This window comes from Paenibacillus baekrokdamisoli (assembly GCF_003945345.1).
In the GTDB taxonomy this organism is placed as follows: Bacteria; Bacillota; Bacilli; order Paenibacillales; family Paenibacillaceae; genus Paenibacillus_Z; species Paenibacillus_Z baekrokdamisoli.
Genome location: NZ_AP019308.1, coordinates 352,850 through 375,750, shown reverse-complemented (window position 1 = coordinate 375,750; position 22,901 = coordinate 352,850). Strand labels below are relative to the sequence as shown.

At 46.3% G+C, this 22,901-nt stretch carries 22 protein-coding genes and 1 tRNA gene; 3 read left to right on the top strand and 20 right to left on the bottom strand.

Annotated elements, in window-relative coordinates; translation table 11 throughout:
* Nucleotides 1-306 precede the first annotated feature (306 nt).
* Together EKN16_RS01555 and nrdR are read right to left on the bottom strand one after the other, a co-directional pair.
* Nucleotides 307-382 (bottom strand) — tRNA-Ala (locus EKN16_RS01555).
* 48 nt (nucleotides 383-430) lie between these two features.
* Nucleotides 431-910, bottom strand: coding sequence for a transcriptional regulator NrdR (nrdR, locus tag EKN16_RS01550; protein WP_125665734.1), 480 nt, complete (start codon nucleotides 908-910; stop codon nucleotides 431-433).
* A gap of 129 nt (nucleotides 911-1,039) precedes the next feature.
* Here nrdR and EKN16_RS01545 point away from each other — a divergent pair, with 129 nt between their 5' ends.
* Nucleotides 1,040-1,258: an alpha/beta-type small acid-soluble spore protein gene (locus EKN16_RS01545; protein WP_125653395.1), complete on the top strand. Its 219-nt coding sequence runs from the start codon at nucleotides 1,040-1,042 to the stop codon at nucleotides 1,256-1,258.
* A gap of 68 nt (nucleotides 1,259-1,326) precedes the next feature.
* On the opposite strand, the gene EKN16_RS01540 is transcribed toward EKN16_RS01545, so the two are convergent.
* The 12 genes from EKN16_RS01540 to EKN16_RS01485 all read right to left on the bottom strand — a co-directional run bounded on the left by EKN16_RS01540 (nucleotide 1,327) and on the right by EKN16_RS01485 (nucleotide 14,780).
* Entirely contained in the window at nucleotides 1,327-1,908 is a 582-nt protein-coding gene (locus EKN16_RS01540) for a lytic transglycosylase domain-containing protein (protein WP_125653394.1), read from the bottom strand.
* A complete protein-coding gene (coaE, locus tag EKN16_RS01535) occupies nucleotides 1,905-2,501 on the bottom strand; it encodes a dephospho-CoA kinase (protein ID WP_125653393.1) in 597 nt (198 codons plus the stop codon). Before coaE ends, EKN16_RS01540 begins: the two co-directional genes overlap by 4 nt.
* Before the next feature lie 13 nt (nucleotides 2,502-2,514).
* Nucleotides 2,515-3,213 (bottom strand): sporulation membrane protein YtaF, encoded by a 699-nt coding sequence (gene ytaF, locus EKN16_RS01530; protein ID WP_311547861.1) that lies wholly within the window; start codon nucleotides 3,211-3,213, stop codon nucleotides 2,515-2,517.
* A gap of 152 nt (nucleotides 3,214-3,365) precedes the next feature.
* The gene (mutM, locus tag EKN16_RS01525) at nucleotides 3,366-4,229 is read right to left on the bottom strand and encodes a DNA-formamidopyrimidine glycosylase (RefSeq protein ID WP_125653392.1); all 864 of its coding nucleotides are present in this window, start codon (nucleotides 4,227-4,229) and stop codon (nucleotides 3,366-3,368) included.
* A gap of 170 nt (nucleotides 4,230-4,399) precedes the next feature.
* Nucleotides 4,400-7,057: a DNA polymerase I gene (polA, locus tag EKN16_RS01520; protein ID WP_125653391.1), complete on the bottom strand. Its 2,658-nt coding sequence runs from the start codon at nucleotides 7,055-7,057 to the stop codon at nucleotides 4,400-4,402.
* Between the two features lie 130 nt (nucleotides 7,058-7,187).
* Nucleotides 7,188-8,402, bottom strand: a complete 1,215-nt coding sequence (locus EKN16_RS01515) for an EAL domain-containing protein (RefSeq protein WP_125653390.1) — start codon at nucleotides 8,400-8,402, stop codon at nucleotides 7,188-7,190.
* Between the two features lie 2 nt (nucleotides 8,403-8,404).
* The gene (locus EKN16_RS01510; protein ID WP_164522631.1) at nucleotides 8,405-9,901 is read right to left on the bottom strand and encodes a GGDEF domain-containing protein; all 1,497 of its coding nucleotides are present in this window, start codon (nucleotides 9,899-9,901) and stop codon (nucleotides 8,405-8,407) included.
* Nucleotides 9,902-10,406: 505 nt separating this feature from the next.
* Entirely contained in the window at nucleotides 10,407-11,066 is a 660-nt protein-coding gene (phoU, locus tag EKN16_RS01505) for a phosphate signaling complex protein PhoU (RefSeq protein WP_125653388.1), read from the bottom strand.
* 58 nt (nucleotides 11,067-11,124) lie between these two features.
* Nucleotides 11,125-11,886 carry a phosphate ABC transporter ATP-binding protein PstB gene (gene pstB / locus EKN16_RS01500; protein WP_170180892.1) on the bottom strand — a complete coding sequence of 254 codons (762 nt, stop codon included), beginning with the start codon at nucleotides 11,884-11,886 and terminating at the stop codon, nucleotides 11,125-11,127.
* Between the two features lie 19 nt (nucleotides 11,887-11,905).
* Nucleotides 11,906-12,793 (bottom strand): phosphate ABC transporter permease PstA, encoded by an 888-nt coding sequence (gene pstA, locus EKN16_RS01495; RefSeq protein ID WP_125653387.1) that lies wholly within the window; start codon nucleotides 12,791-12,793, stop codon nucleotides 11,906-11,908.
* Nucleotides 12,790-13,728: a phosphate ABC transporter permease subunit PstC gene (gene pstC, locus EKN16_RS01490; protein WP_125653386.1), complete on the bottom strand. Its 939-nt coding sequence runs from the start codon at nucleotides 13,726-13,728 to the stop codon at nucleotides 12,790-12,792. The genes pstA (EKN16_RS01495) and pstC (EKN16_RS01490) overlap by 4 nt, the downstream gene beginning before the upstream one ends.
* A gap of 104 nt (nucleotides 13,729-13,832) precedes the next feature.
* The gene (locus tag EKN16_RS01485) at nucleotides 13,833-14,780 is read right to left on the bottom strand and encodes a phosphate ABC transporter substrate-binding protein (RefSeq protein ID WP_125653385.1); all 948 of its coding nucleotides are present in this window, start codon (nucleotides 14,778-14,780) and stop codon (nucleotides 13,833-13,835) included.
* A 183-nt stretch (nucleotides 14,781-14,963) separates the two neighbouring features.
* On the opposite strand from EKN16_RS01485, the gene EKN16_RS01480 reads away from it, so the two are divergent.
* Nucleotides 14,964-15,863 (top strand): LysR family transcriptional regulator, encoded by a 900-nt coding sequence (locus tag EKN16_RS01480; RefSeq protein ID WP_125653384.1) that lies wholly within the window; start codon nucleotides 14,964-14,966, stop codon nucleotides 15,861-15,863.
* 49 nt (nucleotides 15,864-15,912) lie between these two features.
* On the opposite strand, the gene phoU (EKN16_RS01475) is transcribed toward EKN16_RS01480, so the two are convergent.
* From phoU (EKN16_RS01475) to EKN16_RS01465, 3 genes are all read right to left on the bottom strand, one after another.
* Nucleotides 15,913-16,572 carry a phosphate signaling complex protein PhoU gene (phoU, locus tag EKN16_RS01475; RefSeq protein WP_125665728.1) on the bottom strand — a complete coding sequence of 220 codons (660 nt, stop codon included), beginning with the start codon at nucleotides 16,570-16,572 and terminating at the stop codon, nucleotides 15,913-15,915.
* Nucleotides 16,573-16,607: 35 nt separating this feature from the next.
* Nucleotides 16,608-17,387, bottom strand: coding sequence for a phosphate ABC transporter ATP-binding protein PstB (pstB, locus tag EKN16_RS01470; protein WP_125653383.1), 780 nt, complete (start codon nucleotides 17,385-17,387; stop codon nucleotides 16,608-16,610).
* 150 nt (nucleotides 17,388-17,537) lie between these two features.
* Nucleotides 17,538-18,701: a methyl-accepting chemotaxis protein gene (locus EKN16_RS01465; RefSeq protein ID WP_125653382.1), complete on the bottom strand. Its 1,164-nt coding sequence runs from the start codon at nucleotides 18,699-18,701 to the stop codon at nucleotides 17,538-17,540.
* 102 nt (nucleotides 18,702-18,803) lie between these two features.
* Between EKN16_RS01465 and EKN16_RS01460 the strand changes: the two genes are divergently transcribed.
* Nucleotides 18,804-19,295, top strand: coding sequence for a hypothetical protein (locus tag EKN16_RS01460; protein WP_125653381.1), 492 nt, complete (start codon nucleotides 18,804-18,806; stop codon nucleotides 19,293-19,295).
* Nucleotides 19,296-20,043: 748 nt separating this feature from the next.
* On the opposite strand, the gene pstA (EKN16_RS01455) is transcribed toward EKN16_RS01460, so the two are convergent.
* The 3 genes from pstA (EKN16_RS01455) to EKN16_RS01445 all read right to left on the bottom strand — a co-directional run bounded on the left by pstA (EKN16_RS01455) (nucleotide 20,044) and on the right by EKN16_RS01445 (nucleotide 22,863).
* Nucleotides 20,044-20,889: a phosphate ABC transporter permease PstA gene (gene pstA, locus EKN16_RS01455; RefSeq protein WP_125653380.1), complete on the bottom strand. Its 846-nt coding sequence runs from the start codon at nucleotides 20,887-20,889 to the stop codon at nucleotides 20,044-20,046.
* A gap of 51 nt (nucleotides 20,890-20,940) precedes the next feature.
* A complete protein-coding gene (pstC, locus tag EKN16_RS01450) occupies nucleotides 20,941-21,900 on the bottom strand; it encodes a phosphate ABC transporter permease subunit PstC (RefSeq protein WP_125653379.1) in 960 nt (319 codons plus the stop codon).
* 111 nt (nucleotides 21,901-22,011) lie between these two features.
* Complete coding sequence (locus EKN16_RS01445) at nucleotides 22,012-22,863, bottom strand: phosphate ABC transporter substrate-binding protein (RefSeq protein ID WP_375782099.1); 852 nt, start codon at nucleotides 22,861-22,863, stop codon at nucleotides 22,012-22,014.
* Nucleotides 22,864-22,901: the final 38 nt, after the last annotated feature.

Sequence of the window (22,901 nt, the reverse complement as noted above, 5' to 3'; positions counted from 1 at the left end):
GTCAATTGGAATCCGAAAATCCTTGTGTTTGAAGGCTTTTTTCTTTATGGAGCCTAGGGGGATACATCGTACCTCTGCATCCCGGGTCAAGGGATGTATGAATCCTGATTGTAGGCTGACGAAGTTTATACGACGAGGACTTTTAGCGGTAGATTCAGACGCCGTGCTCCTCCACTTGATGTTATTCCTTCGAAGCTTTTTCATTCATTCCGTCCGCGCGGGCGAACCCATTGGGGTTCATCTCCCCTAGGCTATTACTAATAAAACAGAAAACCACGTCCAATGGACGTGGTTGATTTGTTTTATTGGTGGAGCCTAGGGGGATCGAACCCCTGACCTCATCGCTGCCAGCGATGCGCTCTCCCAGCTGAGCTAAGGCCCCGTGTTTTGTGGCGACAAGGTAGATCGTACCATGAGAGTGCGATCGCTGTCAATCCTTTGTTCCAGAACCTAGGGGATCTTTGGACAAAAGGCTGTTGAGCTCTTTCATGAACATGTCGATGTCTTTGAATTGACGGTATACAGAGGCAAAACGAACATAGGCCACCTCGTCGACTGGATAGAGCTCAGACATGACCAACTCGCCGATCTCACGGCTCTCCACTTCGGCTTGAGCTGTAGTTCGTACTTCTTTCTCCACCTCAGAGACAATGACTTCTAGCTTCTCCACAGACACTGGACGCTTCTCACAAGCACGGATTAGCCCACGTAAAATCTTGTCCCGATTGAATTCTTCGCGGCTGCCATCTTTCTTGATCACGATGAACGGTGTTTCCTCGACCATCTCGAAGGTTGTGAAGCGTTTGGTGCACCTCTCGCATTCGCGACGACGGCGTATGGATTTGTTGTCATTCGCAGGTCGGGAATCGAGTACTTTCGTCCCAGCATAGTCGCAGTACGGACATTTCATCTGTTTGTAATCCTCCATCTTATCAGCTAAGGCTCATTTTCGTTCTAAATCTATTTCCCACTTCTTTCCTGTAATGAAACTTCCGAATCTGCACATAATACTTTTACCAACCGCAAGGAGGTGAAACATATGAGCTCAAATAGAAGCAGCAATCAACTAGTTGTACCACAATCTTCAGCAGCGCTTGACCAACTGAAATACGAGGTAGCGCAAGAGCTGGGCATTGCTATCCCGCAGGATGGTTACTACGGGAATATGGCTACTCGTGATGCAGGTTCCCTTGGGGGTTACATCACTCGTAAGCTGGTGCAAATCGCAGAACAATCCCTTGCAGGACAACAAAAGTAATTAATTACTGAGGCTTAATTCGAAGCCTTGGCCGTTTACCTTAACCGGTAAACCGGCCAAGGCTTCCTTCATTTTGTCAGAAAATCCGGATATAACGCCTTATACTTATTATAATAATAAATAACCCGCTGTACATAGTGCCTCGTTTCACCATACGGAATTCGACTGACCGTCTCAAGCTGCCCATCCCACGTTCCTTCAGATAGCCACCGATTAACTTTACCAGGACCCGCATTATAAGCTGCAATGACTAAGTATTTGTTGCCTTTGAACTGTTGGTTCAGAGACTGTAAGTACCAAGAACCGATCTCAATGCTAATATCCGCTCTGCTGGACAAGGCATCGTTCGTTACATTCTTGAAGCCGCCCTTCTTCACAATCCACTTTGCCGTATCTGGCATGAGCTGCATGATGCCAATCGCGCCCTTCTTGGACACCGCATTGTTGCTGAAGTTCGTCTCCACTCTAATGATCGCAGCGACCAAATGAGGCTCAAGACTATAATTGGCAGCACTAATCTGAATTTCCTGCTTATAATGAATGGGATAAAGCCAGCGGCTCATCCAGTCTGACTTCAGGAACAATAGGCCAAGAAGCACGATGACAATAAAGAGAAAAAAACGTTTCTTGATAACTCGTCTCTTCTTCATACAAGACCTTGCTCGCGCCAAAATCGTTCCACCTGAACCGATGTTTGTTCTAAAGTTCCACTGTTATCGATGACATAATCCGCAAGCCTCTTCTTCTCCTCAATATCCATCTGCAGCGCAATACGTGTCTCTGCTTGCTCCGTCGTCATTGAGTTACGAGTCATAAGCCTCTGAATCTGAACAGCTCTCGGTACATATACGACTATGATGCCATCATACAGGGATGCTTGTCCGGTTTCATAAAGCAGTGGAATATCGGCGATAATAAGCTGACTGGGATTGTCTTGTTCATAAGCGTTCATTCGTTCCCACATTCTCGTGCGAATGGCTGGATGAAGAATATCTTCCAGCTGCTTGAGTCGCTCGGCGTTGCCAAATACAAGGCTTCCGAGTTCACTTCGATTCAAGGTTCCATCGTCATTCAAGATGGCTTGTCCGAATGCAGCAACAATAGCATGAAGCGCGGCCTCCCCGGGAAGCACAACTTCCCGGGCGAACTGGTCAGCATCGACAAGCTTGGCGCCACGCTCCACGAGCATTGCGGATACGGTGCTTTTACCGCAGGCAATACCGCCGGTTAATCCAAATTTCATTCGTTTGTTCACCTCATAGCAATTTCACTAAGCCCATTACAAAGAGCAGTATTCCAGGTAGTATCGAGAGTGCGCGCATGCCCTGCCAAGCTGCAAATTTGAAGCCAAGCTTCATTCCTGCCAGTAAGAAAAGGCCGCTTGTTGTTGAGAGAACAACAGCCGTTAGAATAGGTGAGAAGCCAATCATCGCTGCTCCTAGCCCAGCACCGAAGCTATCCAGTGACAGTGCAATACCAAGCAGCAGTGCCTCGGACGCAGATATAATGCCGGAACGATCCACATCAGCCATCTGTGGCGTACGTAGAATTTGGATAACGAGACCAAGCCGTTTAAGCTCTAATATGAGTACAGTTGAGGCTTCTTCGGTATCAAGCGTAGCCTCTTGCCTTTGAATCTGTTCCTCTTCAACTGGTACTGAATCAGAATCCCTCAGATGACTTCTACGCCAATACTGATAGAGTGCCCAGCAGCCAATCAGCATAAGCAGAACCGCACCGATTCCCTTTGCGAACATTGGTGACATGTAACCACTAAGCACCGCGCCGATCTGCATGGAAACCCACACAACAATCCCAGAGCAAAGTGCAATAATGACGACAGACAGGATAGGTATCCGAATGCGACGCATACCATACGTAACTCCAACACCGAATCCGTCCAAGCTAACGGCAAAAGCAAGCAAAATTAACGATGCAGCATGTACGAGCAACACTGTGTCCCTCCCATGATGGCTTAACTAGCACTTCCTTCAGTCTTTGCTTGCCAATCGCGCGAAGCGATTATGCGGTAAGCAATAGTTGAGGGGAAGTGCATTCGCCCAGAACATGAATGGTACATCATATGCAGGATGCTCGCAGTCGTGCCTTATTTGCCGTTTAGCTTGACCGAAAGGCGTGATTTAGGAATTGGTTGACAGCTTGTACAGATATGAGTTCCTCGGCCGCCCACGACTAATTTCTCAATACAGCGACCACATTTACTGCAAGGCTCGTCCTTACGACCGTAAACGAGCAGTTCATGCTGGAACCTCCCCATATCCCCTTCTCCGTTGACATAGGATTTGATCGAGGAGCCCCCTGCTTCGACGGCCCTGCTAAGCGTAAACCGAACCGCTTCGTAGAGCTTCGTCCATTCGGCTGGCTTCAATGAATCTGCTGGCCTTTCTGGATGGATCCCAGCTGTGAACAATGCCTCATCCACATAAATGTTACCGAGCCCGACTACATATTCCTGATTTAACAAGAGCGGTTTGATCTTGGTTGTCCGTTTAGCCAATACTTTCTTGAAGGCCTTCAGCGTGAACGACTCATCAAGCGGTTCAAGGCCAAGCTTATTCAGCGGAGGAAGCTCCAGCTCCTCACCTGATCTGAACAAATGCATCGTTCCGAACTGACGAACATCTTTATATCGAAGCTCTGTGCCATCCTCGAAATGAAACCGCACATGAGTATGAAGCTCTACAGGTTCATCCTGCTCGTATACACCATAGCGTCCTTCCATCCGAAGATGGGACACCAGAACAAGACCATCCAATAATATTCTTAAAAATTTCCCTCTACGCTCGACCGATACAATCGTGCGTCCTACCAATAATTCAGCGAACTGACTAGGTTCCTTAGGACGTTGAAGGATACGAGGCAAGGATACTGTAACGCGTTCAATTCGCTTACCAGCAACAAGCTGGTTTAACGTCCGTCGAACGGTTTCTACCTCTGGTAATTCTGGCATATATGTTCAACTCCTCACTGCAGCCGCTAGCTGCAGGTTTTACCACGACAGCGGTTAGCAGGACCTGTAACCGCTGAGATCTCAAAATCACAATCGACTTCCAGTCACTGTAACCGCTAATCGGGGATTATAATGTACAACCATTATAACCGATCACCGTGGAGTGTGCCTTACTTTGCTTCGTACCAATTATCACCGTAACTAACATCCGCTTTGAGCGGCACATCAAGGGTAAGCGCGCTCCCCATCACTTCGGGTACCAGCGTCTTCATGAGCTCCAGCTCATCCGGCGGAACCTCGAATACTAATTCATCATGCACTTGAAGCAGCATCCTGCTGTGTAGTCCACGCTCGCGCAGCTGCTCGTCCATCCTTACCATCGCCAGCTTAATGATATCAGCTGCAGTTCCTTGAATCGGCGTATTCATTGCGGTCCGTTCAGCGAAGGAACGCAGGTTGAAGTTAGAAGCTTTGATATCCGCTAAATAACGGCGGCGTTCAAGTAATGTTGTCACATAACCGTCATTGCGTGCTTGCAATACAATATTGTCCATGTAGCCTCGAACACCCTTGAACACTTCAAAATACTGCTCAATAAATCTCGAAGCCTCTTTACGAGAAATATTCAAGTTGTTCGATAATCCAAAATCGCTAATCCCGTATACGATGCCGAAATTTACTGCTTTAGCCTGACGGCGCATATTGGAATCGACGGCGTCTGCAGGTACACCGAACACGTCCATCGCTGTTTTCGTATGAATATCCATGTCTTCGATAAAAGCTTCCTTCAGCCGCTCATCGCCTGAAATATGCGCAAGCACGCGAAGCTCGATCTGCGAATAATCGGCTGCAAGAATTGTCCAGCCCGGCTCGGACGGAACGAAGGCCTTGCGAATACGGCGTCCTTCCTCAAGGCGGATCGGGATATTCTGTAGATTCGGAAACTGGCTCGACAAGCGGCCCGTAGCGGCAATCGTCTGTCTATAGTACGTATGCACCTTACCTGTATCACGACGAATCTCCTTAAGCAGTCCTTCCACATAAGTCGATTGCAGCTTAGACAGCTGGCGATAGTGAAGGATCAGCCTGACGATCTCATGATACGGCTCCAGCTTCTCCAGCACCTCAGCATCAGTCGAATAGCCGGTCTTGGTCTTCTTAATTACCGGCAAATCAAGCTTATCGAACAACACGTCGCCGAGCTGCTTCGGTGAGTTAATATTAAATTCCATTCCCGCATGCGTGAAGATTTCACTCTCGTATCGCGTAATGTTCTGTGCAATCTCAGCACCAAGATCCTCAAGCGTGCTCGCATTCACCTTGATCCCCTGCTTCTCCATCCCTGCAAGGACGATAGCAAGCGGCTGTTCTAGCTCATAATAGAGCTGGTTCATCCCGCCCTCTTCCAGATGCTTCTGCTGGAGGGGTACCAGTCGGCGAATGGCCTCCGCCTTCGCAGCCAGATGCTTAGCAAGAATGTCTGCCGCAGGTACCCGGAACTTCGCACCCTTACCATACACCGCCTCATCAGGTGCAAGAGCTGGCAGGCCGTAACGAGGTACGAGTGAAGCAAGCGTCTGGCTCGACTCCGTCGGATCGAGCAAATAAGCAGCGAGCAGCACATCAAAGGTAATGCCACGCAGTGGAATACCAATCCACGAGAGCGTCAGATCCGCTTTGTGCAGATCATACCCCCGCTTAGGAGCTTCACTGTCCTCCAGCCATCTACGGATAGGCTCGGCTACAGCTGGATCCATCAACTCATCGTACGTCACAACGACGACCTTATCGCCATCAACCGTAGTAACCGCAAGACCAATCAATTTGGCTTGATGCGGATTCTCACCAACGGCTTCGAAATAAACACTATCAGCTTGCGCTAACAGACTCGTCAACTCATCCCCAGTAACATCACTGGCGAGAACAACGTCGTAGTTCGCTTCTTCGACTATAGCCGTCCCACCCGCTTCCGGCAGCTCCAGCCGCTCGATGAGCGACTTGAATTCCAGCTTACGGAACATATCTCCTAGCACGGAAGCATCATAGCCGTTATATAACAGTTCACTTACCTTGTCTTCCAGCGGCACTTCACGGAAGATCGTTGCAAGCTTCTTACTCATACGAGCATCCTCTTGATGCGCCTCGACTTTCTCTTTCATTTTTCCCTTGAGGCTGCTTGTGTTGGCCAGCACTTCCTCTACGGTGCCGAATTCATGCAGCATCTTGAGCGCAGTCTTCTCACCCACACCAGGTATCCCTGGAATGTTATCCGAGGTATCGCCCATCAGACCCTTCAGATCAATGATCTGCTCTGGCTTCAAGCCATATTTCTCCATGAGCTCTTTAGGTTGGTAGCGATCAATTTCACTTACGCCCTTACGGGTTAACGCAATTGTTACCCGTTCAGAAGCAAGCTGAAGCATATCTTTATCTCCACTGACGACGATCGTCTCTACATCCTTCTCATCTGCCAGCTTCGTTAAAGTGCCAATGATATCATCCGCTTCATAGCCGGAGAGTTCAAACTGTGCAATGCCGAAAGATTGAATAAGCTCTTTAAGCACCGGGAATTGCTCAGATAATTCGGATGGCGTCTTCTCGCGTCCGCCTTTATATTCGGTATATCCTTCATGTCGAAAGGTTACTTTGCCCGCGTCGAAAGCAACGAGTATATGAGTTGGTTTTTCTTCCTCAATCATCTTAAGCAGCATCGTCGTGAAACCATAAATCGCATTCGTGTGCAGTCCGGCCGAATTCGTCAGCGGCGGCAATGCAAAGAAGGCCCGATAGGCAATACTGTTACCATCAATTAACATCCACTTTTCCATTCGAAAAGCACACCTCACCTTGTTTTTCCTAGGTCTATCATAGCATAAAGCAGACAAGCTTTCCCATACCATCCACGGGGGATAGTTATAGGAAAGCTTGTCGATGGTTAACTATTTATACCTGCCCACATTATCCTATACCTGGCTGTGGTCTGCCTAACAGATAGCCTTGTGCATAATGAATGCCGATTGCCTTCAAATGCAGCAGCTCCGCTTGTTCTTCAATCCCTTCAGCAACGAGCGAAATGTCCATCTTCGCCGCCATTTCTGTGAATGTATGTACGATATGCTCTTTCATCGGATCACGGTGGATACCGCTTATGAGTGACCGATCGATTTTGATATAATCGGGCTGAAGCTCTACTATCGATTGGAGAGAGGAATAGCCTGCACCAGCATCATCAATTGCAATCTGATAGCCTTGTTTACGGTAATGATCCAGCATCCTCTTCACTGAACTAAAGTCCTCAATGGACGAACGCTCAGTAATCTCGAATACCACATTGCTCGGTGACAAATCATATCGCTCCAGCAGCAGCAGCGTCTGACCTGGTGTGAAGGAGGCATCCTCCATAATCTGGGCCGTTATATTAATGAACAGCTTTTGACCGTTGGCCAGTCCTGTTGAGCCTTCAATCGCACGCTCACGAGCCAGTCGATCAAGCGCATACATAAGTCCCTCCTCTTCGGCAAAATCAAACAGCTGCTGAGGACCATCAAACCAGCGTTTATCCGGGAAACGAGACAAGGCCTCATACCCATAAATCTCGTCATTCTTCAGTGAAAGAATGGGCTGATAGACAGAGTGAAGCGTTTGTCCCTGAATATATTGCTCAAGCGCCCGCCTTTTCAAGCTGCGCTCTGTTGCACCATGCGTTTGTCCATGCACGATCGCTTGTTTAATCCCCTCATACCAGCGATGCTCATCTGAGATCTCATCTGTTAAGAAGGAGACACCTGCATGCAGCCTTAGCTCCGATAACTCTGGCTGCATTTCTCCACTAGGCATCATAAACCGGAAGCGCCGCTCCCAATCATTCTTAAGTAAGCTGCCAAGCTCAAGGAGCTGCTCCTCGATCAGCTCGTCTCGTTTCTGCGGGAGCTGTATGCAGAGATATACATCATCGCTTATCCATTCACAAGTTAAGCTTAGTGCCTTCTGCCACGTCGTATTCTGCTCCAGAATCGCCTGTTCGACAAATGGTTTCCATCTGCGATGAAGCTGGGAACGGATTGCAGCCAAATCCTTGGACTTCCCGTGCCAAGCCATATAAATAATACCTAAAGGACCTTTATGCTGAGGCTGCAAACGGAATGCTGCACCTATGCCGATGTCTCGTCTCACGTCTACGATCTTTCCTCTCCCAGACCCATTTGTACAACGTCACCTATCACGTACGCGCTGCCATTCATCGATTTGGCCTTCTTCTTCAAATGAGCAGCAGACTGCGATATTGCCGCTATTGTAATCGGATGAACGCCATCCCACAGGAGAAGCGATAGTGATAACGTGACTCCTTCTTGCTCAATGAGATTGCCGCTGCGATCCTTGACTGCCGAAACTTGCGCGTTCCCATAATAAGACCTAACTCCGCCATCAAACCGTGCAATCATCTGTTTGCACAGTTTCTCCGGCTCAACCTCATCAGAGAGAACAATGAAATCATCTCCCCCAATATGACCGATAAAATCCACACGCTCACCCGCATGATGAGTAACATCCTGCAGCACAGAACTTAAGAAGCGAATGAGCTCGTCTCCATGGCTAAAGCCGAAGAAATCATTGAACCATTTGAAATAATCCAAATCCGCATAAATAATGGAGAAGGGCTTGCCTGACTCAATCCGCCGCTTCATCTCCCGTTGAATAGATGCATTACCTGGTAACCCTGTTAGTGGGTTAGCTGTTCGCGCTTCTTCCGTCCTCAGGTTCGTAATGAACTCTAGAATGGAACGGATTGACGCTGCACCAAGAAGCTTGCCATTCTGCGTGATGGTCACAACATCATAAAGACGTGAGATATCGCGTCCCATGGCCAACTGAGCAACTTGTTCAACCGGTAATCCAGCATCCACAATCAATGCATCATCATCCATGATCTTCTCAATGGAGCGGCTCCAATAGAGCGGGAGCCCGAATTGACCAGCTAGCAGTTGATTCATATTCTCCTTCATGACTAGACCGACTGGCCGTCCTTGATTCACAATAACAGCACCTTGAACATGCTGATTGGATTCGAACATCTTGGCCACTTCGGATACACGAGAGGTGGAATAGAAGGTTGGAATAGGCTTGGCAAGTCCGCCGATCGCATAGGTTGAGTCCCAGCTGTCCCATTCTTTCTGCGGTTCATTGGCACGCATGGAATTGAACTCCGCTTGCGCTGCTGATTCTTCACGTAGTTGTGAGCGCATGACAACGGTTAAAGCATCCCGAATAGCGTAATACACCATCGCCTCAGCAGATCGTCCTGTCCCCGAAGGGAAAGCAACTGCACTCCCAATAGCAAAGGATTGTTTCTTTCTCGCCCCTCGTGAGGGGGTCAATACCGCTGGATGCATCTGACTCAATCTGCTGCGCAGTGACTCAACTGACTTGTCTACGAGCTTGTCCAACCGCTCATCGTTTTTCTCTCGTTTCAGGAAGAAGAAGAAGTCACTTTCCATCCGATAACGCCATACAAGTCGTTGTTGATCTGCTGACCATGCCTGCAAAGCTTCCAAAGCGGAAGCCCCCACCTCAGGCAAATGAACGATAATGACACCAAGCCCTCCTTGATGCCAATTCTCGGTTATTCTTTGAATCATTGTGCGATCTAAAAGTCCATAACCAACTTCGTCCACATAAACCCCTCACTGGCTGGATCATTTTGAGTAGATTTGACTAGTCTTTCTTTCACTTAATAGTTCTATTGTACCTATAGATTGTGAAGTAAAATTAGCGAATTTGTTAAATGTATGTAATTTTAATTCCTGTTTATTCCTTTTATAGGTTCAAGCCCATAATCAGTGCTTGCCAACACGAAACAAAAGCGAAGCGGACGGAATCGTTCTGAAGAAGCGATAGCGTTCGCCTTTGTCTCCGGATTTCTACCCCTGAGGGTTAGAATCGAGAAATAGGGAGACAACAGCGATCGTAAGAATGATCCGTCCGCGTAGCGGGCTTCTACGCAACATGGTTCGAATTTATTAAGTACTTATTTTAGTGTTGAGCCCTATTATGTTGAATATAGGAATTTATTGTCGAAAATAGACGAAAAAGACCTACTTCTACAGTAGGTCGGAGTTGACGCTTGTTGTATAAGACGGTTAAGACACGCAACCAAACGAATAACGCAAGCGATGCATGTTAGGCATTCAAATCCGGCCGTTTGCCTGTCACAAGGTAGACGACGCTTTCTCCAATATTGGTCGCATGATCGGCAATTCGTTCGATATATCGCCCAACAAAGCTGATCAAGCTCGCTTGTGAAATCGTCTTCGGATTCTCAATCATCAAATCGAATAAGTCACGAACAACCTGACTATACAAAGCATCGACCTGATCATCATCCTTAGCCATTTTATAAGCAAGATCCACATTCTCAAGCACATAGGACTGAATGGATTCATAGATCATTTGCTGCGAGATCTCTGCCATACGCGGTAGATCGATTAAAGGTTTAATCAGCATTTGACCATCAAGTCTAATCACTACCTTAGCAATATCTACGGACAAATCGCCCATTCGCTCCAGATCGCTTGCCATCTTGAAAGCAATGAGAATTCGACGCAAATCCTTTGCAACCGGCTGCTGTGTCGCGATCATTCGCGCACCCAAATTCTCGATATTCTCCTCGAGCTGATTCAGCTTGATATCATTCTTAATAATAGTTCTGGCTTTCTCTACATCAACAGTCTCAAGCGCTCTCATTGCATCGCCAAGCGCGGCCTCCACATGGCTCCCCATGTCGAGCAGCATCACTTTGAGCTGCTCTAATCCTTCATCTAGCTCTTTACGTTTGACCACTTGTACATACCTCCTTCTCCCATTAATCGCTCTTCGTTATCGACCTATTATATTGTGATCAACCAAATCGGCCGGAAATGTAATCATCCGTTGCTTTCTCCGATGGATTGGTGAACATCTTTTGCGTGTCATCAAATTCAACAACTTTACCAAGATAGAAGAAAGCCGTTTTGTCCGAGACCCGTGCAGCTTGATGCATGTTATGCGTAACGATTACAATACAGTACTCCTGTTTCAGCTCGGAGATGAGCTCTTCCACCTTAGCGGTAGAAACCGGATCAAGGGCCGAAGCTGGCTCATCCATTAGGATGACCTTAGGCTTAACCGCAATCGATCGTGCGATACAAAGACGCTGCTGTTGACCACCCGATAAGGCGAGAGCGGAATTATGCAGACGATCCTTCGTCTCCTCCCAGAGGGCAGACTTCCGCAGACAGCTCTCTACAATTTCATCGAGCTTTTTCTTATCGCGGATGCCATGGTATCTAGGACCGAAGGCTATATTCTCGTAGATCGATTTGTGAAAAGGGTTCGGACGCTGCCAGACCATACCGATCTTCTGACGAAGCAAGACGACATCGACACCCGGTTCATTGATATTTACACCATCAATCCATATTTCGCCGGTCGTTTTCACTCCGCCAATCGTATCGTTCATCCGATTCAAGCTGCGGAGGAACGTTGATTTACCGCAACCGGAAGGACCTATTAAAGCTGTGACTTCCTTAGGAGCGAATGCAAGCGACACACTCTTAATCGCTTCTTTCTCCCCATAGAAAACACTTAGCTGCTTGGCTGCTAATTCATGTTCCTGCACCATTTGGATCAATCCTTCCTTATCATTTCGTTGCCGTAAATTTACGATGTAAAGCACGACCGAACCATCTTGCTGCGAAGTTGAACAGCAGCACCATTATGAGAAGCACAGCGGATGCACCTGCAGCAATTTGTGCTGCGTCTGGGGCAAGGCCTTCACTGTTGATTTTCCAAATATGAACAGCTAGCGTCTCAGCTGGGCGAAACGGATTAAGCGGTGAGAACGGACTAAGCGGATTCCAATTGGTGAAATCCAATCGAGGTGAACTCATCCCCGCAGTGAAGAGCAAAGCCGCCGCTTCACCGAATACACGGCCTGAGGCTAGAATCGTTCCCGTTACAATCGTAGGCATTGCGATTGGAAGCATGACCGACGTAATTGTTTTCCAGCGGGATAAACCCAGCGCAAGACTTGCTTCCTTCTGCTCACGCGGCACGCCGCGAAGCGATTGCTCTGTAATCCGAACCATTAGAGGCAGGTTAAAGACGGTTAGAGCGAGCGCTCCTGAGAATAAGGAGAAGCCAAAGCCGAACAGCTGAACAATAACTAACAGACCGAACAGACCCACTACGATGGATGGGAAAGAGGACAATACTTCAACAACCAAACGAATTGTATCCGTAATCTTACCTGGTTTTGCATACTCACTCATATAAATCCCTGCTCCAAGACCGAGCGGAACGGTAATAATCAAGGTTAGTATTAATAAGAAGATGGAATTGAATAGCTGCGGACCAATACCGCCTCCAGCTTTTATCGTTTGCGGTGCCGAGGTCAGAAAGTGAAAGCTAATATGGCCTACTCCACGAAAAAGGATATATGCGAGCAAGCCCGCTAGCAATAATACGATGAAGGCAGAGACGGCAATAATGACGCCTGTGGCAATTCGATCAGCAAGTTTAGCGTTCATCGTTTATTTCTCCTTTCAAGGAAGCGGACAATGAATACGAATACGAAGGTCATCGCAAGCAAGATCATAGCTAACGACCAAAGCGCATTGTTATGGGCCGAGCCCGATACGGTATTCCCCATATCCAGCGTAATCACGCTAGTCAAGGTTGAAGCGGATTCGAATAACGAATGTGGAATATGCGGCGCATTACCGATAACCATCTGTACAGCTAAAGCTTCACCGAATGCTCGTGACATCCCGAGAACAACACCCGTTAGAATAGCGGGCAGCGTAGTGGGAACCACAATTCGGTAAATCGTCTGCCAGCGTGTCGCACCAAGTGCATAAGAGCCTTCCTTTAATCCAAAAGGCAGCCCTGCAAGCGCATCAGTAGCAATCGTCGTAATGGTCGGCAGAATCATAATGGATAGCACGATAGAACCTGCAGCAATACCAATTCCTTGACCTGGGAAAATATCACGCAGCAGCGGAACAACCACGCTTAGCCCCACGAATCCAAAAACGACAGAAGGTATACCAGCCAGCAGCTCAACAACAGGCTGCAGTACGCGGCGGCCAATGCCGGGCATAATTTGAGTCATGAATATTGCTGCACAAACCCCAAGCGGTGCAGCAATGACTGCAGCTAGTATAGAAGTGCTGAAGGAACCGAATATAAAAGGCAGTGCGCCAAAAAGCTTAATATCGCCTTCCGGATCCCACTTCATTCCCGTAAGCAGCCCACCCAGGCTGACGCCATTAACAAAGAATGTAGTCAAGCCGCGTGAAGAGACAAAAAAGACGATGGCCACGATGGTTACGACAAGCAGCAGGATACAAATCGTCGTATAAACCTTACCTACCCATTCTTCCAATATATGCGGTTGTACTAATTTTCTAGTCGAGCTAGGTTGTGTAGATGATGGTTGATTGTTGGCTGCTTGCCGCTCCATTAGATCTCCTCCTGCGCTTTAGCAAAGCTTTAAGCCAAGAGGTAGATCGCTCTACCTCATTGGCTTATTTGATTACTTCTTGCATGGAATTTTAGAAAATAAGATTATTTCGTAACGTTGCCTGCTACATCACGTTTCACTTGCATTTTGCCAACTGGGATGTAACCAAGTTCTACAACGTCTGCATTTTGTACAGCATCACTCATCATGTAATCCAAGAAAGCTTTTGCTACTGCATCAGGCTCGCCTTTCGTGTACATATGCTCGTAAGCCCATACTGGATAAGCGCCTGTTACAATGTTCTCTTCTTTAGGTTCTACGCCTTCATATTTCACTGTTTTAACGGAATCATCCAGGTAAGATAGGGCAAGGTAACCAATAGCGCCTTTTGTGTCAGCAACTAGTTTTTTGACTGTACCTGAGGAATCCTCTTGAATGGACCCTTTAAGATCTTCGGATTTTGTACCAAGTGCGTATTTCTCAAATGTTTTGCGAGTTCCTGAGCTGGATGGACGGTTAACGATAGTGATTTTCTCATCTGCGCCGCCAAGGTCTTTCCAGTTCGTTACTTTACCTGTGAAGATATCAACAAGCTGAGCTTTCGTCAGGTTGTCTACCTTAACATCTTTGTTAACAACTGTTGCCATAGCTACAACTGCAACTTGATGATCAACCAGTTCCTTTGCGATTGCTGCATCAGCATCCTTGAACTTCTCTTCAGCGAAGATATCGGAGTTACCGATTTGTGCTTGACCACCCGATACTTGAGTAAGTCCAGTACCGCTGCCGCCGCCTTGTACTTGAACAGTGATGCCGCTGTATTTGGAATCGGCCATGAATTTAGTCGAAACTTGTTCGACTAGCGGTTGTAGTGCAGATGATCCTGCTGCAAGAAGGGAACCTTTAAGTGCTGCTGAATCTCCGCTACCTGCGTTGCCTGTGTTCGTTGTACCACTATTTTTTGAATTGTCGTTTTTGCTGTTACTTGAACCGCAAGCCGCCAAACCGATCGTCAACATGAGCGCCATTACAACTAACAATACCTTTTTCATTTCGTTTGTTTCTCCTTCCGTCTTCACGGGTTATTTGTTTACAAGACCTATTGTATAGGTGTGGTATTCGTCTGATATTTTCTAAGTGTTAACGCAATGCTAAAAATACATAGATTTATTGTATAAAAGTTAAGATTGTTATAAATTAAATATATATTCATTCGCTAGAGGAGCTTTTACATTATGAGTTTATTAAAAATGAAGATTATCGTTCTGCTTGAGAAGCTGAAAAAGGTCACTGCGGTTGCAGAGGAGCTCGGAATGAAGCAGCCTACTGTCAGCTTTCACATGCGCAGGCTTGAAGAGGAATGGGGGGTTCCACTCTTTGAAATGAAGACCGGCAAGGTCATGCTGACAGAAGCAGGAAGACTGCTTCATCATTATGCCGAACAGATCGACCGCACCTATACAGAAGCTCAGAATCGATTTAATTCGCATAAGGAAAGCGGTAGACATCCCTTCGTGATCGGATGCATAGATGCGGCCGCAACTATCCTTTTCCAGGATCACTGGTTCGTGCAAGTTTCTGAGATAGCCGATAGGCAGTTTACCTTTATAACCGGCACGTCAACTGAGCTGTTCGATAAACTTCAGAATGGTTCAGTGGATTTAATCATAACCGGCACGCTGCCTGTCCAAGCTGTCCAAGCTGCTTTCCAGCAAAAGCTGCTGCTCGAGTCTCCCTTATCTTTATACATGCCCGATCAGCACGCGTTAGCCCAATCATCAATTGTGCCTTCTTACCGTTTAGCTGGCATTCCCTTTATGCTATTGAATGAAACTTCTCTTCAAGAAACGATCAAGCTTTGGGAAATCAGTGAGCGGGTGACTCTGCAGACGCAGTGGTCTACAGATCGAGCTCAACTAGCGTTGAATGCGGTACAATCAGGGCTTTGCATGACTATTTTGCCTTCTCATACAAGATCTCATTCCCTTGAAGGGGTTAAAGTCATTCCTCTCCCAGGACAAGCCCATACCTGGCAGCTGTATTCGACTTGGCGCAGTGATTATTGGAATCCATCCCTTATGCAGCGAATGCTGCAGCTTCTTCAGGAAAATAAAAAACAGATAATCCGAAATTAATAAGTTCGGATTATCTGTTATAGGGATATGCCATACTATAATTGTTTAACTAGGAGTTCAGATCAGGACGTGCGCCAGTAACCAAATATACGACACTTTCACCGATGTTGGTGGCATGGTCAGCAAAGCGCTCCAAATATCTTCCAACGAAGCTCAGCAAATTGGCTTGCGAAATCGTAAGTGGATTTTCCATCATAATGGTGAACAGCTCCCGAATGATTTGGGAATACAGCGCATCGACCATATCGTCATCCTTGGCCATTTTGTAAGCCAAATCCACGTTCTCCTGCACATAGGACTGAATGGATTCACGAGTCATCAATTGCACGATCTCCGTCATGCGCGGTAAATCTATAAGCGGTTTGATTAGTGTTTGGCCTTCTAATCGAACAACCACCTTAGCAATATCCACGGAGAAGTCACCCATTCGCTCCAGATCACTTGCAATTTTAAAGGCAACAAGGATGCGACGAAGATCTTTGGCAACCGGCTGCTGCGTAGCAATCAGCGTAGCACCTAGTTCAGAGATTCTCTCTTCAATTTGGTTAAGCTCCTTATCCTGAACGATGATCCGTACCGCTTCAGGGCCATCCACATTAATTAGCGCAATCATTGCTTCTCCGATTGATTTCTCCACGCGATTACCCATTTCGACGATAAGCTCATTCAATTGCTCTAGTCCAAGATCAAACTCTTTACGTTTCGTCATCATTATGAAAGTCCGCCCCTACTCATATAATTAATTTAGCCGAATCGGCCGCTAATATAATCTTCCGTCCGTTGATCTCTAGGGTTGGAGAACAGTTTCTCTGTATCGGAATATTCCACAACCTCGCCGTTCAAGAAGAATACAGTCTGATTCGATACACGAGCAGCTTGATGCATGTTGTGCGTTACCATAACGATCGTATATTTATCCTTCAATTCTTGAGCCAGCTCTTCAATTTTAAGTGTTGAGATCGGATCAAGGGCTGAAGTAGCCTCATCCATAAGAAGAATATCAGGGTTAACTGCAAGAGCCCGTGCGATACATAGACGCTGCTGCTGTCCACCGGACAAGCTTAGAGCTGATCGCTTCAAATAATCTTTAACTTCCTCCCACAGCACAGAGGATCGCAAGCTTGTCTCAACGATTTCATCGAGCTTCTGTTTGCTGTGAATGCCATGAAGACGAGGCCCGTAAGCTACATTATCATAGATCGATTTGGGAAAAGGGTTCGGTTGCTGAAACACCATTCCTACTTTCTTACGCAAGGTTTCAACGTCCACTTCTTTGGAGTAGATATCAGCTCCTCCAACAGCAATCAAGCCTTCGATACGCGTATTCGGAATCATGTCATTCATGCGATTCAATGTACGTAATAGCGTTGATTTGCCGCAGCCTGATGGTCCAATGAAAGCGGTGATTGCTTTTTCGGGAATCTCCATCGAAACATTTTTGAGCGCATGAAAAGTACCGTAGTATAAATTCAATTGTTTAATGTCGATTAACGTTTGCGCAGCTGATTGCGTAGCGGTCTGCATAACAGTCTCCTCCAAATAAAGTGGCTTAAACGTCCAATAGCAAAAGATTGCTTTGATCATTGGTCGATCGTCCGATTCAATATACAACTTGTATCATAGAGCATAATTGTCATTCTCGTATGTTCGTTTTGTAAATTTCATATTAACTTTTTAGCGAATGCCCTGCATATCTGTAATTAATCGTTTGATTTCATCGGATACACGTTCCGATTGCTCATAAGCATGCGTAGACAAGGTATCAATTTGCTTGGCACTCTTGCTGTTATTCGCAGCGGCATGGAACAGCTTCTCGAATACATCCGTCGCTTCTTTGACAGAAGATTGGCTAACAGCTGTTTCCTCACGCCCTGTACGAACGAGTTGAACCGTTTGTTTGACGGCCTCAAGGATGGATTTAATGAGTTGATTAATATCTTCAGCAGACTGCTTCGTCTGGGTAGCCAGCTGTCTCACCTCATTAGCAACGACAGCGAAGCCCCGACCATGATCTCCTGCTCGCGCTGCTTCAATCGTTGCATTGATAGCCAGCAGGTTGCATTGATCCGCCAGTTCACGAATCAAGCCAGATACTTTACCTATGGAACCCGCTCGCTCTTGAAGGTCTCCAATCTGTCCCTCCTGCTCGGTTGCCCGATTGGATATGCTGTGGAAGGCTGCCGTAACTTTATTCAGCTCATTCTTCCCTTTAAGGGTTAGATCAACCATTGCTGCGGACATGGACTCGCCCAGTTGTGCTGCTTTATGTACTTCTACGACGGATTGATCAATTTCTTGAATCATCGCTTCTGCACCGCGAATCGTCCTAATCTGAGAATGAACACTCTGACGCTGTAACAAACGAGAGATGTTAAGTAAATCTGCCATCGTTAATATCCCGACAAACCGATCTTCATCCGTCACAACCACACAATCATAGAGCGTTTTCTCCTCACGACTGAGCGCACGGTCAAGCACCTCTTGCGGCAAAGTATTCTTGTCGATGATAAGCGGGTGATAGTCCATAATCTTGGCGATAGAGCGGCCATAATAAAGCTCTCTGCCAAAGCGATGTGTCTGAATTATCATAAGACGGTTCTTCATTACAAGGCCTCGTGCTCTATTCTTCTCATCACAGACAACGACGCATTCACAATCAGGCGTTATGGCAAATAAGGCGATGACTTCCTCACTGGTAAGAGAAAGGGCCACCGATGGTGTTTTTCGAATAAAATCTCCTAGGACCGAAGTCTCTGATACCACTCTCTCGTTCATCGGAATTTCTATTTGGGCCTCTGGTGCTGCTTCTACTTCTGCTTCTAACCATGCAACCGTCATACTTCCCGCTCCCTTCGAGTCTATATCTAACCTCACTATAGGACTATTGCATTATCTAGAATGCAAAGTATTGTAAAGGGAGTGTCAAAATAAGCCGAAAATTTGGAAAGCCACGGAAATGAAACAAAATTACATCCAATCAGAGACAATGAACCAGCGATCAAACGATCTATTGAGCAATTCTCGAACATCCGACCAATTTCAATTAAAAATTCATTAGAAATCGGCCATTCAAAAGTAGTACTATTCACATTTGAAAATCAAATAGGAGAATCAATTTTCGATAAAGGAATTAATAAAAACTTGCTCAATAAAAATGTTGGCCATGGAACCTCGAAAATCAGGTATTCAATAATAAAGTCAGGTGATACCAAATACGTTACTCTACTTGGTGAAAACGATAATTTAGGAAGTGCAAAAATATCCGTTGGAGGGGAGATTTACAATCTTTCCATTCCAAAAGATCATTTCTTCATTAGCACAGTTAAAGTAAGCGACTCACACGAATCTTTAATTGAATGGGTGGTTTTGTTTGATACAGCAAATAAAGAAGTGCTTCGCATTAACTTACCCAATGATCAAGTCTTGGAGTAACCAAGTAAAACCCAAGCGTAAAGTGTTTCACACCAAACTATAACATGACCAATAGGCTGACCATGAATAGAGCCATTCCCCACGTGCTTGTCATCACGACTAACAAAGCGAAGCGGACGGAATCGTTCTGAAGAAGCGATAGCGTTCGCCTTTGTCTCCGTATTTCTACCCCTAAGGGATAGAATCAAGAAATAGGGAGACAACAGCGATCGTAAGAATGATCCGTCCGTGTAGCGGACTTCTACGCACCATGCTTCGCATTTCGTAATACAGTACTACATGTCCTTTTTGGGCTCAATCTCATAATCAGTGGTTGACTATTTTGTAACGGGCCCGTTTCGAGCCTTAGCCGCTTTTTATTCGCCGATAGATGATTCTACACAGCGTTTCAGGCGTTCAATAAGAAATAACAGGAGCTTTTCCCGTTAATCTTGCTGAGCGGACTGAGGAACCGCTATTCAGATCGAAACACGACTCCAACAAGTTCAGCGGACACAGGTTCCGCTATCAACTAAATTTTAGCTGATTTCAGATGATTTTCTGGAGATTAGCGTCTTCTCTGTCCTTTAATCCACCTACATGCAGCGATTGGACCGAAATAAGAGCTCTCCTGTCCGCTCAGTATCTGATTACCTTCGTCGTCAACCACTAGTTTTGGTGTTGAGCCCCTTTTTGACCATAAAAAATATCCCCTCCAAGGTTGAGTTCCTACTTAGAGGGGATAATACATTTTTTTTGTCCCTATAGGTTAGCGCATTTTCCGTGAATTGATCCACAGCGGTATGCGGAACACAAGATTAATGAGCAGAACGACGCATACCAGCACAGCTGCTGCTTTCTCCGCAATTGCCTGCGCATCCGGAACAATCGCTTCCGATTGGACATACCAGAGGTGAACAGCAAGCGTTGCTCCTGGCGAGAACAAGCTGAAATCCCACATTTCGCCGGATGTAGAAACACCAGCCGTAAGTATGATTACAGCACTTTCACCAAATGCTCTACCTGCAACTAGACAAATACCAGTAATGATCCCGTTCAATGCAACAGGGATAAGAACGCGGCGGATCGTTTGAAGATGTGTACCGCCAAGCGCGAACGAAGCGGTCTTCATCTCCTGAGGAACCGCTCGCAGCGCTTCTTCCGTTACGCGAGTAAGAACAGGCAGGTTCAGGAAGGCCAAGCTAACAGCACCGCCGAGAATGGTTAGCCCAACACCCATCGCTTCTACAAAGATGGCGATCCCGAACAAACCGAAAATAATGGAAGGTACAGAAGCAAGCCCCTCGACACATATACGAATGAAAGCAATAAATTTGTTAGCTGGCGCGAATTCAGCCAAATATATGCCTGCCGCCATGCCAAGCGGAATCGAGATAATAAGTGAAATAATGAGTACATAGAAGGAATTGAACAATGCCGGCCCGATTCCTCCGCCTTCGTCAATTTCACTTGGCAGCCCATAGAGGAATGAGAAGTCCAGCTTAGGGAGCCCTTTTTGCAAAATTAGAAATAAGAGTCCACAAATAAATAAAATGGTAACGATGCCCACTATCCAAACAAGGATGGTAAACAAGCGATTGTTGATATGATTCATGCTTTTGCTTGAGCTAAATGGATTTGAGGGTGATTTGATCTCTGAACGCAATTATTTCACCCCTTTGCTTTGAATCAAACGTACGGCCACAATCATGAGCAATGAAATAAGAAGCAGGATGAAACCCATCATATACAAAGCGTAATTCCATGTTGAATCAAAAGGAACGTTAGCAATTTGCATAACGATATTACTTGTTAGAACCGAAGTTGGCTTGAATAGGGCATCGGCCAGCTGCGGTGTATTCCCGATAACCATAACGACAGCCATTGTTTCGCCAATCGCACGAGCCATACCGAGAATGACCGCGTACATAATACCGCTTTTTGCTGCCGGCAGAACGACCTTGAATACGGTCTGAAACCTTGTGGAACCTAATGCATAAGAAGCATCACGATACTTCTTCGGAACCGCTACGATCGCATCATCCGTAATGCGGCTGATCGTAGGCAGTACCATAATAGTCAGCACGACTGCGGCAGCTAGAATACCATCTCCCATACTTGTTCCGGTAATCGAACGCAGCATCGGGATAAGGATCGTCAACCCCAGGAAGCCGTAGACAACCGAAGGTATACCAACGAGAAGATCGAGAATCGGACGCAGCATCGTTTTGAGCCAAGGCGGCGTCATTTCTGCGAGAAAGACAGCGATGAGAACAGATAGCGGTATCGAGATCACCATCGTTAGAAGAGTCAGCGCGAACGTGCCAAAAATAAAGACGAACGCTCCATATTGATCATTCTCAGGCACCCATTCGGTGGAGAAGAAGAAATCCTTAACCGAAACCGTTTCAAAGGTGAGAATGCCCGTACGTCCCATGAGGAACAAGATGGAGAACAAAATCAAACAAACAAAGATCGCACAAGCAATACAGGCTATTTTAAACGTTTTATTATAGAAAGAGAGCCTTTTTTTGCGATCGAAATTTTTGCCAGAGCTTGATTTCAGACTTTTCCCAAGCTCCCCTGTGGCTGCGTAAGGCTGACCCGCCGATGGCACTTCAAGCATATCATTCTCATCCCTTCACTACTTTTCAATTTCATTATCGAAGAGAAGCCAGCTACCGGCGCGGTGCCGATGCTGGCTCTCTTGTTCTTTCCTTACACCGGATCAAGCTTCTTATTTCATTGCGGATAGCGGAATGAATTTAAGCTTTTTCAGGGAACCATTTTGGAACGTTTTGCTTTGTACATATTCGATGAACGCTTTAGTAGCGCCAGTTGGTTGACCTTTAGTCATGTAGTAGCCATAAGCCCATACCTTGTACGAACCGTTAATTACGTTTGCTTCAGAAGCAGCAACATTGTTGATTTTTTGTGCTTTCATTTTGCTAGTTACATAAACAAGGTCAAGGTAACCAATTGCATTTGGAGTTGTTTCGATCGCTGTTTTCATGTCACCGCTGGATTTAACTTCTTTGTAGTTCGAGCCTTTAGTCATGAAATCTGTACCTTCAAGAGCTTTCATTTGGAAGTTAACGCGTGTACCCGATCCAAAAGCACGGTTTACAACAACGATATCAGCGTCAGAACCGCCAACTTCTTTCCAGTTCGTGATTTTACCGGAGAAAATACCTTGTAGTTGGCTAGTGGACAAGCTGCTTACGCTAACGTTGCTGTTTGTTACAGCAGCGAAAGGAATAACGGCAACCTTGTTAGCTACTTGACCGTCAAATTTCTTGAACCCTGGAACGTCTGTGGAAGCATCCCAGTCGCAAGCGCCGATATCAGCAATACCTTTACGAACAGATTGAGGACCTGTTACGGAACCTGCAGCTGATGCGGAAATTCTTACTTTTGGATTCAATTTCTTGAATTCGCTAGCAGCTTGAAGCGAAAGTGGCAGAAGAGCGGAAGAGCCGTTAATTACGATTTTACCAGTGAGTTTGCTTGCTGCACTTGCTACGGATACAGAGCTAAGTGCTACGGCTAGAGCGATAACAGTAAAAGAGATTGATTTAAACCATTTCATTTTCATGGGTATTTGTTTCTCCTCTCGAATGTGGAACG

What these genes read in the sequence shown, in the direction of transcription:
- polA (WP_125653391.1), bottom strand. Translation starts at nt 7,057, where the DNA reads ATGGAAAAGTGGATGTTAATTGATGGTAACAGTATTGCCTATCGGGCC.
- EKN16_RS01445 (WP_375782099.1), bottom strand. Translation starts at nt 22,863, where the DNA reads ATGAAATGGTTTAAATCAATCTCTTTTACTGTTATCGCTCTAGCCGTA.
- EKN16_RS01485 (WP_125653385.1), bottom strand. Translation starts at nt 14,780, where the DNA reads ATGAAAAAGGTATTGTTAGTTGTAATGGCGCTCATGTTGACGATCGGT.
- pstA (WP_125653387.1), bottom strand. Translation starts at nt 12,793, where the DNA reads ATGAACGCTAAACTTGCTGATCGAATTGCCACAGGCGTCATTATTGCC.
- EKN16_RS01480 (WP_125653384.1), top strand. Translation starts at nt 14,964, where the DNA reads ATGAGTTTATTAAAAATGAAGATTATCGTTCTGCTTGAGAAGCTGAAA.
- nrdR (WP_125665734.1), bottom strand. Translation starts at nt 910, where the DNA reads ATGAAATGTCCGTACTGCGACTATGCTGGGACGAAAGTACTCGATTCC.
- pstC (WP_125653379.1), bottom strand. Translation starts at nt 21,900, where the DNA reads ATGCTTGAAGTGCCATCGGCGGGTCAGCCTTACGCAGCCACAGGGGAG.
- mutM (WP_125653392.1), bottom strand. Translation starts at nt 4,229, where the DNA reads ATGCCAGAATTACCAGAGGTAGAAACCGTTCGACGGACGTTAAACCAG.
- EKN16_RS01545 (WP_125653395.1), top strand. Translation starts at nt 1,040, where the DNA reads ATGAGCTCAAATAGAAGCAGCAATCAACTAGTTGTACCACAATCTTCA.
- EKN16_RS01540 (WP_125653394.1), bottom strand. Translation starts at nt 1,908, where the DNA reads ATGAAGAAGAGACGAGTTATCAAGAAACGTTTTTTTCTCTTTATTGTC.
- phoU (WP_125665728.1), bottom strand. Translation starts at nt 16,572, where the DNA reads ATGACGAAACGTAAAGAGTTTGATCTTGGACTAGAGCAATTGAATGAG.
- pstA (WP_125653380.1), bottom strand. Translation starts at nt 20,889, where the DNA reads ATGAATCATATCAACAATCGCTTGTTTACCATCCTTGTTTGGATAGTG.
- EKN16_RS01465 (WP_125653382.1), bottom strand. Translation starts at nt 18,701, where the DNA reads ATGACGGTTGCATGGTTAGAAGCAGAAGTAGAAGCAGCACCAGAGGCC.
- pstB (WP_170180892.1), bottom strand. Translation starts at nt 11,886, where the DNA reads ATGGTGCAGGAACATGAATTAGCAGCCAAGCAGCTAAGTGTTTTCTAT.
- pstB (WP_125653383.1), bottom strand. Translation starts at nt 17,387, where the DNA reads ATGCAGACCGCTACGCAATCAGCTGCGCAAACGTTAATCGACATTAAA.
- coaE (WP_125653393.1), bottom strand. Translation starts at nt 2,501, where the DNA reads ATGAAATTTGGATTAACCGGCGGTATTGCCTGCGGTAAAAGCACCGTA.
- pstC (WP_125653386.1), bottom strand. Translation starts at nt 13,728, where the DNA reads ATGGAGCGGCAAGCAGCCAACAATCAACCATCATCTACACAACCTAGC.